Here is a 12,333-nt window from a genome sequence, read left to right as displayed (position 1 = left end):
GACGTATTGAGTCATCTAAAATCTTACCGAGCGACCGATCGTTGCGTCATTTGTCAATCTTACCCTCCGAGTCCGCATGGGGCGGGCCAGAAGGAGGGGGAGGATGGAGGCAGCGGGGATGGCGCGACGGTCGAAGCACGAGTATCTGCGGGTGATGTGGCAGCGGTATCAGCGGGCGGGGCGCCGCGAGCGATCGGCCCTCCTGGACGAAGTGACACGAGTCTGTCGATATCATCGCAAGTATGCGATTGGGTTGCTGAGCCGAGCGGCCCCACCTCGGCCGCCCGTGCGCCGGGTGATCCGGCGACGGCCGACGTATGGGGAGCCCGTGATTCGCCTGCTGGCAGAAATCTGGGCGGCCTCGGGCTATCTGTGTGGTCAGCGACTGAAGGCGGCGCTGCCGCACTGGCTGCCCTGGCTGACGCGGCGCACCGCGGTCACGCCGGCGGTGGAAGCCCAACTCCGGCGGATCAGTGCCCGGCAGATCGACCGCCGGCTGCGGGACCGGAAGCGACGGCTCAAGCGGCGGCTGTATGGCACGACGCGCCCGGGGTCCTTGTTGAAGCAGCAGATCCCGATCAAGACGGAGCACTGGGACGTCCGTACGCCCGGCTATCTGGAGATCGATCTGGTGTCGCACGCGGGCGCCTCGGCCGCCGGCGAGTTCCTGCACACCGTGGACGGTGTGGACATCCACACGACCTGGGTGGAGCGCCAGGCCGTGATGGGCAAGAGCCGTCACGGGGTCGTGCAGGCGATGACGACCATCGAGTCGCAGCTCCCGTTCCCCCTGCGGGGCGTGGATTCCGACAACGGGAGCGAGTTCATCCATGACCACCTGCTGGCGTGGTGTCAGCAGCGGCCTGTTGGTCGACAGGTCCAGTTCACGCGCTCGCGCCCGTATAAGAAGGATGACAACGCGCATGTGGAGCAGAAGAACTGGACGCATGTCCGCAAGCTAGTGGGTTGGGAGCGGTACGACACCGAGGCGGCGCGCACCGCGCTCAACGCGCTGTATGCGGACCTGCGGCTCTTCCAGAACCTCTTTCAGCCCGCGATGAAACTCGTCCGCAAGGTCCGGGTGGGCTCGCGGTTGATCCGGCGCTATGAGGCGCCGCAGACGCCGTTCGAGCGGGTGCGGGCCTGCGCCGACGCCGATCCGCAGAAGGTGGCCGCCCTGGAGCAAGTCCTGAAGACGACCGATCCGTTTGCGCTCTCGCAGCGGATTGACCGGCACCTGGAGCGACTCTGGGCGCTGGCCACCCGAGCCACGCGCACCCCGCGCGAAGCGGCGCCTCGGCCGCCGCAGCTGCGGGCGAGCACGCCCTGGCGTGGGTGGACCTTCAGCCCGAGGGTCCAGCGCCAGACACCGGCGCTGCCCCGGACAGGACGCTCATAAGGGGGGATCTCCAGTATGGACCGAGCGGCGATCGTTGATCCTAGGCCAAATACGGAAGCCGGTTTTCCGACCGAGCGCCCGAAGAATCCCAACTCCAGGCTCAGGGGATGCGTCGCTCGGTAAGATTCACAAATGACTCAACGATCCCCCGCTGGGTAAGATTTTTAAATGGCTTGATAGGATTGAGCCGCGGGTTCTGCGAGGGGATCGGCTGCGCGGCACACTGGCAATCCCACGAGCGACTGTGTTACAAGTCTGTGGTTTTGTCGGGCTGATCCACATCCGTCGCGCAACCTCCAGGCAGCGGTCCCGTCCTGCGAGCGGCAGCAGGCGGTCGAGGTGTGAGCGATCCCATGCCGCGAGGATGAAGATGTCATGAAAGTCTTTGTGTATGCAGACAATCTCAACCCGTCCCAACTGAAGCGCCGGGCTCCGGAGCATCAACCGGTTGGCAAGGCCTATCTTCCCGACCACACGATTCAGTTTTGCCGCTGGTCTTCGCAGTGGCGCTGCGGGCTGGCGAGCGTCGTGCCCTCCCCCGGCGAGCGGGTCTGGGGCATGATCGTGGAGATGACGGAAGAAGATCTGAAGAGCATGGATCTGTTCGAGGGCGATGTGCCGGAGGGGGCCTACCGCCACCTCTCCGTGACCGTGATCGATGAGCAGGAAGAGAAGCAATTGGTCACCACCCACGCGGCGCCGCCGATCGGGAAGTTCAAGCCGAAGGACCATTATCTTGATTGGGTGATGAAGGGCATCAAACATTGGAAGTTGGGTGAGGAAACGGAAGAGATCTGGAAGGGCTACTATCCCCGATAACCAGGATCACGATGGTCGCACAGCTCGGCTCGACCGGTGGGTGCTCCGTCGAGTCGTTTCATGGAGAGAAAGGACGACGTATGCCGAAGCCAAAATATCACATTCTCGTCTGCGCCAATACCAGGCCACCCGGACATCCGAAGCCTTCCTGCGGCTCGGCCGGGTCCCAGCAACTGCTCATGGCCTTCAACATGGGGCTCATGCAACGAGGCATTCAGCCTGGCGAGGTGTTGGTGACGGGAACCGGATGCCTCGGTCCCTGCGAGCAGGGCCCGACGGTCGTCGTCTATCCGACCGGCACCTGGTACGCCAAGGTGACGGAAGCGGACGTGACGGCCATTCTCGATGAACATATCGTGAAGGGGCAGCCGGTAGAAAAGCTTCGGCCGGATTCGGTATGGAACTAGCGGCAGCACCGGCCCGGTCGGTCCGACGCTGCCGGGCCATCCTCTGACGTTCGGGTAGAGCCCCAACCCTTCTCCCGATGGCCACGCCGACTCATCACGAGCACAAGCAACAGGCGCCAAAGCGTATCGGCTGCATGGTTGTCACCTGCAGCGACAGCCGCACGCCCGACACCGACAGCAGCGGCCAGCTCATCATGCGCCTGTTCAAGGACCAGGGGCATGAGGTCGTCGCCTACCATCTGATCAAGGATGAACCCTCGCAGATTCGGTCCAAGATCGAAGAGGCCTGCGCGAATCCGGAGGTGCAGGCCATCGTGATCAACGGCGGCACCGGCATCGCCCGGCGGGACTCCACGTTCGAGGCCGTGGACGGGATGTTGGAGAAACGGCTGGACGGTTTCGGAGAAATCTTCCGTTTTCTGACCTACCAGGAAATCGGCTCCCCGGCCATCATCAGCCGGGCGACGGCCGGCATCGTGAAGGGGCGCGTGCTCTTTTCCACGCCGGGGTCCGAACATGCGGTCCGATTGGCGATGGAAAAACTGATCCTGCCCGAAATCGGCCATCTCGTCCGCGAATTGACCAAATAACCCTCTCTCTCCCCCTTCGGGCATCACCAGCCCGGAGGTCGTCATTACGTCATCCGTCAATCGTGAAGACTGAGCCCGCCTTTGCGTTGCAAGGCAACTCATTCTTCTCGCGACTGACGGTTGACGCATGACGCCTCCGGTTCGGCCTAGTCCTGGGTGATTTTCGGCTCCGACACGCGCTTATAAAACACCAGCAGATCCCGGACTGAGATGATGCCGATGATGTCGCCGCCGCGCGTCACGCCGAGATGCCGCACGCCGAGATCACCCATCATGTCGTGCGCGTCCTGGGCGGTGCGGACCGTCTCAATCGTCGCCACCGGCGCCGTCATGATGTCCTGGACGGTCAGCTTGTTGAGGTCTTTGGTCCCGGCGACGCCGCGCCGCACGATGTCGCTATCCGTGATGATGCCGACGATCTTGCCGCCCTTTTTCACCAAAAGCGAGCTGATCTGATCGTCCTTCATGCGTTTGGCCGCGCCTTTCACGGACGTCGACGACCCGACGGTGACCGGTTTGGAATTCATGAGCTGACCGACTGTGGACATTGCTTCTTCCTCCTTCTTCGCGACGCGAATCCATCCGCCCCTGTTCATGTCATCTGCCGAGCCGCCCGCCGCGCCGGACAAAGCCGGCGCGGCGGCGCACCCTTGCCCGTTAAAAATTCAGCGTACCTTCCACGACCATGACGGCCCGCCCGCCGACTTTGATGTCCTTGATGACGTCGTCGTCCGATTCCACCCGGATCAGAATACGCGACGGCCGCTCCATCTCATAGCCCTGCTCCGCAATGATGTCGGTCGTCGGATTGACCTGCACGACGCCGTTTTGGACCAAATAGGCGCCGAGCGCCCCGCTGGCGCTCCCCGTGGCGGGATCTTCGACGATGCCGATGGCCGGAGCAAAGACGCGCGTGTGCACGGTGGAACGCGGCTCGACCGTCACGGTCGTAAAGACCAGCATGGCGTTGGCGCCGAATCGATCGCAGAGTTCCGCGATCGCCTGAGGATGGGGGGTGATCGAATCGACCGCCGTAAGCGTCCGCATCGGCACGATCAGGGTCGGCAACCCGGTGGACACGATCTCGATCGGAAACTTGGCCGCGGCGATCGCCGATTTGGCGACGCCCAGCGCCTGCGCGATCTCAAAGTGATCCCGCACGTCCTCGATCCGGCCCAGGAACTGGGGCTGCGGCTGCGACATGATGACCCGGAGGATCTCGTCGTCTGCGGAATAGATCTCCACCGGGAAGAGGCCCAGGTTGCACTCCTGGAGCACTCTGGTGCAGGGCTCCTTGAGGGGAACGCGCTTGAGCAGGGCCAGGATGTAGAAGGTCCCCACCACGGGATGCCCGGCAAAGGGAATTTCCTGGGTCGGCGTGAAAATGCGCAACTTGGCGACCGCCGCCGGGTCTGTGGGCGGAAAGACGAACACGGTCTCCGAGAGATTCATTTCGCGCGCAATCCGCTGCAGCACCCGATCGTCCAGGCCGACGGCGTCGGGCACCACCGCGACCGGATTGCCGCCGAAGGGACGGTCGGAAAAAACGTCGGCTTGATAGAACTTGAGAGATCGTGGCTCGCCGGGCATGCGTGTCTGTACTGTAGGTTCCGGGCGCGGTCTTGTCAACGAGGTCAGGCGGACTCGGCCGAATCAGGCCGGAATCGGAAGCGTCTCGTACTGTTGCGTCAAGGGATTGCCCAGATAGTCTTCCACATAATTCTTCAGGTGCCCGTTCCGATAGAGGAGCCGGTTTGCGAATTGGGTGTTGATCTTGTGCAACACCTTGACCCTCACGCCGGTTTTTCGCATGAACTGCTCCAGCGTCACGCCCGCGATGTCGGTATCCATGCCCCGTCCCGACTGCATCACGCACTTCGGGATATGGAGCACCTTTTCCGTAGTGATCCGGCGGGCAATGTCGTCGAAGGTGAGCAGCACCGTGCAGTCGGAATCCCCTCCAAGGGTGGCGTTCGGCACATAGAGCAGGCGCGCGCGATGCTTGCGAAACATCGAGAGGATCCGGTGGACGCTCTTGGCGACGACGACGGTGTCCTTCTTCTCCAATTCGAGGGAATCGAACGCGGTCACGATCCGGCGCCGGTTGAGAAAGGCCGTGATGGAGGCCTCGGTGTGGATCGTGGTCGAGTTCGGGAGGGCCATGTCGTAAATGCGCCGGGCCTCGTCGGGCAGCGTCGTCCGCCCCCGCCGCATCAGCGCGGCCGTGTCGGGCTTGATCCCGTTCACCGGGGTCAGGCAGCCCATCCAGAGCACGCACGATTTGTTCACGGCCGAAATCGTCCGGGCGTCCTCGGACATCGTATGGTGGTCGAAGGAGTAGAAGTTGGCCGACGACACGGCCGGCCCGTCCAACACCTTCAGCACATGCTTGACCGAGGGCGCGTGCGGCATGAGTTGCTGGCGGTAGGAGCCCAGCGTGATGACGGACAATTCAAAATTGATCCGGCCTGGGTATTGCGCCGCCAACTGGTGAATTTTCGGCACATGCACGAAGCCGACCGTGAAAAACTGGATGTTCTTGTCCGTGTATTTGAGAAAGTCCTCGACCCACTCCATGGCTTTCGGATGGAGAAACAGATCGGTCCATTCCATGTACTCGTTGCCGCCGAGACACCAAAACTGCAACGGATCGGTCGGCTTCTTGTTAATATAGTCGAGGATGAACTTCCAGTCCTCGTCGGAGGTCTTGGGAGGATCGAGCGTTTCCCGATAACTGTGGTCGAGTTCGTAGCAGAATTCGCATTTCACCGGGCAACCCTTCCCCAGGCTCAAGGGGATCTTCCCCGCATCCATCTCGCGAAGGAGGACCTCGCGGTAGTCCCCCTTCTGAAAGATCGGAGCGGCTTGCAGCAGCGGCAGTGGACGAGACATGGAGCTAGGCCTGAATAAACCGGATCGGAGCGACCAGGGCGACGGCGATTGACGGGGCCCCTGTCATGTTGCCAGACTGGGACACCATGGCTTCAGAGGCGATGCCGGAACACACGATTCCTCATGAGGTGGTCCGCGCGCTGGAATTGTTCGAGTTGACCGGGCCGGTCACCCGGGAGCGTGTCGAAGAACGGTATCGGGACCTCCTCCGCATCTGGCATCCGCACCGGTATGCGAACCTGACGAATAATCCAAGAAAATACATGGAGATGTACAAGAAAGGTGAAGTGATGACTAAAGAAGTCGAAGCCGCCTATCGCGTCATTTCAACCTGGCTGTCCCGGTCCGTTTCATGACCATTCCGCGAGGAATCGGCGCCGCTGATTGCCGCATGTTGGCGACCCCCCCGCAGAACGTTCTTTCATCCACCGGAGGCGTGGCTGACGACGCGCGTCATCGTCGGGCCGTCCTCCTTGTTCCCGTCCCCCTCCCCGAGCGCCACCGGCCAGGTGACTAAGCCGGAGACGCTGTCGGTTCCCCGCAGGCGGTCTTCCGGTTTCGCGTAGATCTGCGGCAATCGGTTCGTCCCGAACTTTGAAATGTAAAGGAACACGTGCTCCCTGGCATTGACGCGGACCGCCCAGGGGTGAAAGTCCTGTTGATAAAACTGCTCCGCCATCTCCATCGCCTCCAGGCAGGACAACCCGCCCGGTTCATTCAGCGTGTAGTAGTAGTCCAGCGGCAGATCGTACTCCGGCTGCTTGTGGATCGTGATCCCGAACTTTTCGGGCGACCGTACGATCGGCGTGTGCCGGTAGGCCACGAAATAAAACAGCTCCACCGAGTGAATGTAGGGCTGGTGCTCCAGGATGAACCGCCTGGTGTCCTCGGCCTCGTCTCGCGTTTCGCCGGGGAAGCCGTAAAAGGCCATCACGTGGTTCCAGATGCCGGCTTGGCTCGCCTGCATCAGGTTCGTCCGCATGACGCTCTTCTTCGCATGTTTGTCCATGAGGTTGAGGACCCGCTCGTTGGCGGACTCCATGCCGTAATAGAGGGTGCAGCAGCCGGACTTCGCCGCGAGATACCAGAGTTCCTGATCCTGGAGGGTTTCCTCGAACCGGATCAGCGTGGTCCATTTGATGCCGGCGTTGCGCTCGACCAACAGTTGCGACACTTTTTTAAATAAGGCCGGCGGATAGGATTCGTCAGAGAACAGGAAATGCCGGCAATGGTACTTGTCGCGCAGGGCCAGCACCTGCTCGATGACCTGGTGGGCCGGCACGCCCCGGTACTGGTCGAAATAGCCCTGCCCATGGTCGCAGAAGGTGCAGCGCCCCCAATAACAGCCGCGTGTCGCGAGATACGGCAGGATGCGCTCGGGGACGAAGTATTGGTCCAGCGGGAGCCCGTCGAAGTCGGGCAGCGGCAGCGCCGTGGTCTTCTCCGTGTAGATTTCCTTGTTGGTTTCGACTCCCACCGTGCCGCGATACATCAGGTTCGGCACGGATGAGATCGGCCGGCCGCCGGCCAGAGCCTCCAGCAGCCACAGGAGGGCATGTTCGCCTTCATAGAGGATGGCCGTGTCGAAGATCTCGTTGAAGAACTGCGGGTGGGTCGGCCATTCCTCCTGCAAGCGGGTCACGACGTTGCCGCCCACCGTGACGTGGATGTGCGGGAAGGCCTGCTTGATCATCTTGCAGAAGGTCAATCCGGCCAACAGTTGCATCTGCGTGCCGATCGAGACGCCGACGACGTGCGGCTGCTCCCGGTTCACCACCGGTAGCACGAGCTGCCGGCAGACATCGCGATAGACGTTGACCTGCTCGTCCTCCAAACAGGCGAAGACCTCGCGGGAGACGCCCGGCCGATAGCCGAGATTGCTCTCCATCGGGTAGAAGACGAGCGAAGCCGGATAGTAGGCGGCGGAGATGTATTGCATCACCTCGCGGAAGATGTTGAGCGCCCACTCGAGCTTGTCCGCATCGTAGAAGTCCTGGCTGCGCACGATGCGCTTGGCCTCCGCGGCCCGCTCGGCCAGGTCGAAAACCTCGACGGTGCACTTCTCCCGCAAGAGAGCCAGTTGGTCCGTTTCCTGGTCGGTCAGCGCCGCACGGCGCTCGCGCTCCTCCAATAACCGACGTTGGAGGTCCAGTCGCCCGCTGATCCAGAACAAAAAGGTGTCGCTGAAAAAGAGATCGTACATTTCGATGTTGATGTCTTTTTGCACGACTTCATGCCCCGCCTGGCGCAGGACGGCGGTCAGGCTTGGCAGGGCAAGGTAGGGAGCGGTCGGCACCCACTCGGGAGGGAACAGCAGCATGACCTTGGAGGTCTTGCGGTGTGCGTTCCCAGGGGGCGTCAACCCTTCGATTTGTACGAGTCCGTTCGCGCTCATTATTCTTCAACCACGACCGGCTACCCTAGATAGTCAAGAGGGCCTTGTGCTTGGAACCGTCGCCATTCCTCCGGTCGACTGTCCCGGTTCGAACCCCAAGAACCGGCAGAGGGACCGGCGATGCCGAAGCCGGTCCCTCGATTACATCTTACCTGCCAGTGTCGGCGTCTGGCCGAAAACCTTTGCCGCCTGGTATTGCAGATCGGGCAACTTATTCAGCCCAAACCGGCAGACGTACAGGAAAATATACTCCCGGATGTAGAGGCGAAGGTCCCAGCCTGCGTAATGATTCCGTTCGAATTCCTGGAACACCCGCTCCGCCTCTTCGATGCTCAACCCTTCTTTCACGGTGAAGTAGTAGTCGAGCGCCAGATCCCAATCCGGATTTTTGTAAGGCGTCACCCCCCATCGTTCCGGATGCTTGGCCACGGGATTGTGGCGCCCGAGATCGAACGTGCCGAAGCCCAGCGAATGGACATAATGTTTATTCTGCTCCAGGAATTGCACGGATTGCCAGGCTTCCTCCCTCGTTTCTCCTGGAAAGCCGAAGAAACCCATGCAGTGGTTCCAGATGCCCGCCTCCGCCGTATACTTGAGATGCCTGGTCATCACCTCGGTCGTCGTCGCTTTGTCCATCAGCTTGAGGACCCGCTCGTTTCCCGACTCATAGCCGAAGTGCAAATAGCGGCAGCCGGAGTTCTTCGCGTCCTCCCAGACGGCATCCTCCAAGAGACTTTTCTCGAACCGCATGTGTGTCGTCCAGAAGATCTCGATCTTGTTCTCGATGAGGCCGCGCGTGAGCTTGCGAAACAGCGCGGGCGGATAGGATTCATCGGTGAAGTGGAAATGCCGGGCGCCGTATTTGTCTTTGAGGTGCTTGATGTCGTTGAGCACGTCCTGGATTTTCTTCGACCGGTAACCGGCCGTGTAGCCCTCGCCGTGGTCGCAGAACTCGCAGCGCCCCCAGTAGCAGCCGCGCGTCGCCAGATATGGCAGCACCTTGGTTGGCGTGAAATACTTCTCCAGCGGCAATCCGTCGAAATCGGGCGGCGGCAGGGCGGCCATGTCTTCGGCATATGTGGTGGGCGACACATGCACGCCCTTATCATCCTTATAGACGGTATTGGGCACGTCGGATAGATCTCTTCCGGCACCCACGGCTTCGACCAGTTGGACGAACGCCGTCTCCCCTTCATACACCACGACACTGTCGAAATATTGGAACAGCGGCGAGTTGGGAAGCACGTCCCGCAGACGCGTCACCGTGTTGCCGCCGATCGTCAGATGGATGTGGGGAAAGTGTTTCTTGATCAGGGCGCAGAACGTCATCGAGGAGAAGATCTGCTGCTGGAGCACGATTGAGATGCCGACTACGTCCGGCTTTTCATCTACGATGGCCGGCCTGAGGATCTGCTCGAACACGTCGCGGTAGATGTTTACCTGTTCGTCCTCCACCGCGTCCATGACCTCCGCCGAGACATACGGCTTGTAAGAGAGATCCGTTTCCATCGGCGGCATGCAGATACGCGCCGGCGAATAGACCAGCGAAATGACCTGTGTGACCTCGCGGAAGACTTGAATAGCCCATTCCAACTTATCGATATCGTAGAAATTCTCTTCTTCCCGCACGATCCGCTTCGCTTGTTCGGCCTTCTTGATCAGCTCGTCGATCCGACGCCGGGTCACATCGCACAGCGCCATCTGGACATCCAGCTCCCACTCCGCCAACTCGCGCTTCCTGGAGAGCTTACGAAAACGGTCCAACTGCTGAGGCACCCGCCGGAGGACCTTCTTCAAAAAGTCCTCGCTGAAGTACCAGTCCCACATCTCGAGGTTTACGTCTTTTTGGATGACCCGGTGGCCGGCCTGGCGGAGGACGGAGGTGAGGGAGGGAAGGCTCAGGTACGGTTCGGAGGGAAACCAGTCGGGCGGGAAGACAAGCATGACCGTCATCTTCCGGCCGTTGGCCTGGAAAGAAGTCCGGCGATGGAGCTGAATCAGCTCCTTGGAAGCGCGATTGCCCTTGGAATACTCAACGCGCATATCATGCCCGCTGCCTTGTGGCAGCGGCAGACGTATCAAAAGATGAAGGCCACGATCATGCGAACCTCCGCATTGTAAGCTGGCGTGTTTTCAAGGGTCAAGGCCGGAACGCCGAGGAGTCTGACTATCGGTGAGCTACCCCTGAGCCGGATCGAGACTACCGCGATGGGCCAGTGGGATGGCCCGAGACAGGAGCGGACAGAGCCGTTCTGGAGGTGAGTTCTTCGAAATATTGCTCGAGCAGAGATTGGCGATCGGATTCAACCAGGACAAGCTGTCGTTGATCGAAGGTGTTGGCGCAGTAGAGATAGGACAGGTCTCCCGTCCGTCCCAACTCAATATGGAGATGGCGGCCGGCCGGCAGCGGCGAGTCATATTCTTTAAGGCGGGTCTTCGCGGGCAGCTCGCTCCACAACAACTGGGCGGCCGCCGTATGGTTCTCGTAGAGTGGAACCAAGGACGGGTCATCCTCGAGTCCCCGGGCAGCCAACAGTTCATCGAGCCGTTGCAGGTGTTCGGATGTGATCGTATCGGCCGAGGCCACTGAGCGGAACAGGGAGCCGTCCAGCTCATCGTCCGGCCCAGGCAGTCCCACCCATAAACCACGGGCGCCGCTTGCGCGGGCGAGAGAGAGATAGCGAAGCCGGTCAGAACGGCCCCATTCGAGTTGGCCGGAAGACAACCCGGGCGGCTTGAACAAAAGGCTTCGTGTCACGCGGCGGCGAGGCAGGCGGGACCAGACGGACTCGGCGGCTACCCCTTTGCAGATGAAATGATGGTCGCCGTCGGTTCGCTCAGGCGATTCATCCCAGGGATAAATCGCCGCGTGATCGCCGTGCCGACTCAGAACAAACAGCGGCCCATCGTCGGTGGGTTCCTCGACCGAGAGGTAATGCAATGGCAACGATGGGTCAACGCACGCAAGTCCGCGTCCAGCCAGGGCGCGTTGCAAGCCGATGCGCCGGCCGAGATGGCGGGCCTTCTCGAACAGCAATAACCGTCCTGCCGGAGCCAGGAGGCTCACAATCCAATCCAGCCGGCGGCCCAAACCCGTTCTGGCTTCGAATGCTTGCTGGGCCGCCGGATCGACCGCCCGTGCGAAGCTGTCCCACGATCGGCTTGGGAGGCCCGGGTCCTGTTCCGACTGAAACAGCGAATGGCTGGAGACGACCGTATCGTATGAGCCGGTGAACGATTCGCGGTCAGGGTCGAGCGCCATGAACGTCAGGTTCTTCAAACCCAGGGCGGCGGTCCGTTCACGGGCTACGGCAATGGAACCGGGCGACCGGTCCAATCCGACGAACGAGACCGTTGGATATTGCCGGGCGTAGAGAGTGGTCAGAATGCCCAAGCCGCAGCCGAAGTCCAGCACCAGCCGCGACTGATCGAGACGCGGCAGCATGGCGGCGCCCACGGTCAGGTAGTAGTCGAACCGCTGACTATAGAGCACCGGGTAGATCCGGGGCTGCGCCGCAAATTCATAGAAGGCCAGGTCCGGCTCCGCTTCGCAGGGATTCCGGTGGCGGGCTTCGGCCAGCAGGTTCAATTGATGAAGATCGGCGGCCTGGAGACGCTCGCGCTGCCAGCGTTCGTAGTCACGGTCGGACGTGAACGGGCGGAGATCCCACCAAAACAGATGGTCGGCGATGGCTTCCTGCAGTTCCGTGCCGGTCACGGGATGTGAAACTGAAATGAGAAATGTGAAATGAGAAATGTGAAGTGAGAAATATGAAATGGAAGAGCGGGGTCCTCGCATAGAGACCCTACGTCTTCCGTCTCACGACTCAC

General features: G+C 61.2%; 11 protein-coding genes. 5 read left to right on the top strand and 6 right to left on the bottom strand.

Annotated elements, in window-relative coordinates; all coding sequences use genetic code 11:
• Positions 1 to 118: 118 nt before the first annotated feature.
• The 4 genes from QWI75_RS12720 (at position 119) to QWI75_RS12705 (ending at position 3,215) form a co-directional block, all read left to right on the top strand.
• Positions 119 to 1,399, top strand: coding sequence for a hypothetical protein (locus QWI75_RS12720; protein ID WP_289268952.1), 1,281 nt, complete (start codon positions 119 to 121; stop codon positions 1,397 to 1,399).
• A gap of 375 nt (positions 1,400 to 1,774) precedes the next feature.
• Positions 1,775 to 2,218, top strand: a complete 444-nt coding sequence (locus QWI75_RS12715) for a gamma-glutamylcyclotransferase family protein (protein ID WP_289268951.1) — start codon at positions 1,775 to 1,777, stop codon at positions 2,216 to 2,218.
• An 80-nt stretch (positions 2,219 to 2,298) separates the two neighbouring features.
• Complete coding sequence (locus QWI75_RS12710) at positions 2,299 to 2,625, top strand: (2Fe-2S) ferredoxin domain-containing protein (protein ID WP_289268950.1); 327 nt, start codon at positions 2,299 to 2,301, stop codon at positions 2,623 to 2,625.
• A 77-nt stretch (positions 2,626 to 2,702) separates the two neighbouring features.
• Positions 2,703 to 3,215 (top strand): MogA/MoaB family molybdenum cofactor biosynthesis protein, encoded by a 513-nt coding sequence (locus tag QWI75_RS12705; protein WP_289268949.1) that lies wholly within the window; start codon positions 2,703 to 2,705, stop codon positions 3,213 to 3,215.
• A 146-nt stretch (positions 3,216 to 3,361) separates the two neighbouring features.
• Here the strand turns inward: QWI75_RS12705 and QWI75_RS12700 are convergent, their stop codons facing one another.
• The 3 genes from QWI75_RS12700 to QWI75_RS12690 all read right to left on the bottom strand — a co-directional run bounded on the left by QWI75_RS12700 (position 3,362) and on the right by QWI75_RS12690 (position 6,107).
• Positions 3,362 to 3,763, bottom strand: coding sequence for a CBS domain-containing protein (locus tag QWI75_RS12700; protein WP_289268948.1), 402 nt, complete (start codon positions 3,761 to 3,763; stop codon positions 3,362 to 3,364).
• A 109-nt stretch (positions 3,764 to 3,872) separates the two neighbouring features.
• Complete coding sequence (locus QWI75_RS12695; protein ID WP_289268947.1) at positions 3,873 to 4,805, bottom strand: PhzF family phenazine biosynthesis protein; 933 nt, start codon at positions 4,803 to 4,805, stop codon at positions 3,873 to 3,875.
• Between the two features lie 63 nt (positions 4,806 to 4,868).
• Complete coding sequence (locus QWI75_RS12690) at positions 4,869 to 6,107, bottom strand: hypothetical protein (RefSeq protein WP_289268946.1); 1,239 nt, start codon at positions 6,105 to 6,107, stop codon at positions 4,869 to 4,871.
• Positions 6,108 to 6,172: 65 nt separating this feature from the next.
• On the opposite strand from QWI75_RS12690, the gene QWI75_RS12685 reads away from it, so the two are divergent.
• Positions 6,173 to 6,463, top strand: a complete 291-nt coding sequence (locus QWI75_RS12685) for a hypothetical protein (protein WP_289268945.1) — start codon at positions 6,173 to 6,175, stop codon at positions 6,461 to 6,463.
• Between the two features lie 65 nt (positions 6,464 to 6,528).
• On the opposite strand, the gene QWI75_RS12680 is transcribed toward QWI75_RS12685, so the two are convergent.
• The 3 genes from QWI75_RS12680 to QWI75_RS12670 form a co-directional block, all read right to left on the bottom strand.
• Positions 6,529 to 8,502, bottom strand: coding sequence for a B12-binding domain-containing radical SAM protein (locus tag QWI75_RS12680; RefSeq protein WP_289268944.1), 1,974 nt, complete (start codon positions 8,500 to 8,502; stop codon positions 6,529 to 6,531).
• Positions 8,503 to 8,643: 141 nt separating this feature from the next.
• Positions 8,644 to 10,545: a B12-binding domain-containing radical SAM protein gene (locus QWI75_RS12675; protein WP_289268943.1), complete on the bottom strand. Its 1,902-nt coding sequence runs from the start codon at positions 10,543 to 10,545 to the stop codon at positions 8,644 to 8,646.
• A 157-nt stretch (positions 10,546 to 10,702) separates the two neighbouring features.
• Complete coding sequence (locus QWI75_RS12670; RefSeq protein WP_289268942.1) at positions 10,703 to 12,220, bottom strand: class I SAM-dependent methyltransferase; 1,518 nt, start codon at positions 12,218 to 12,220, stop codon at positions 10,703 to 10,705.
• Between the last annotated feature and the right edge of the window lie 113 nt (positions 12,221 to 12,333).

This window comes from Nitrospira tepida, assembly GCF_947241125.1.
Lineage (GTDB): Bacteria > Nitrospirota > Nitrospiria > Nitrospirales > Nitrospiraceae > Nitrospira_G > Nitrospira_G tepida.
The sequence above is the reverse complement of the archived record's forward strand: the minus strand, read 5'-3'. Positions and strand labels throughout refer to the sequence as shown.

Coding starts and splice junctions, on each gene's coding strand:
- QWI75_RS12720 (WP_289268952.1), top strand. CDS start 119: ATGGCGCGACGGTCGAAGCACGAGTATCTGCGGGTGATGTGGCAGCGG.
- QWI75_RS12715 (WP_289268951.1), top strand. CDS start 1,775: ATGAAAGTCTTTGTGTATGCAGACAATCTCAACCCGTCCCAACTGAAG.
- QWI75_RS12710 (WP_289268950.1), top strand. CDS start 2,299: ATGCCGAAGCCAAAATATCACATTCTCGTCTGCGCCAATACCAGGCCA.
- QWI75_RS12705 (WP_289268949.1), top strand. CDS start 2,703: ATGGCCACGCCGACTCATCACGAGCACAAGCAACAGGCGCCAAAGCGT.
- QWI75_RS12700 (WP_289268948.1), bottom strand. CDS start 3,763: ATGTCCACAGTCGGTCAGCTCATGAATTCCAAACCGGTCACCGTCGGG.
- QWI75_RS12695 (WP_289268947.1), bottom strand. CDS start 4,805: ATGCCCGGCGAGCCACGATCTCTCAAGTTCTATCAAGCCGACGTTTTT.
- QWI75_RS12690 (WP_289268946.1), bottom strand. CDS start 6,107: ATGTCTCGTCCACTGCCGCTGCTGCAAGCCGCTCCGATCTTTCAGAAG.
- QWI75_RS12685 (WP_289268945.1), top strand. CDS start 6,173: ATGTTGCCAGACTGGGACACCATGGCTTCAGAGGCGATGCCGGAACAC.
- QWI75_RS12680 (WP_289268944.1), bottom strand. CDS start 8,502: ATGAGCGCGAACGGACTCGTACAAATCGAAGGGTTGACGCCCCCTGGG.
- QWI75_RS12675 (WP_289268943.1), bottom strand. CDS start 10,545: ATGCGCGTTGAGTATTCCAAGGGCAATCGCGCTTCCAAGGAGCTGATT.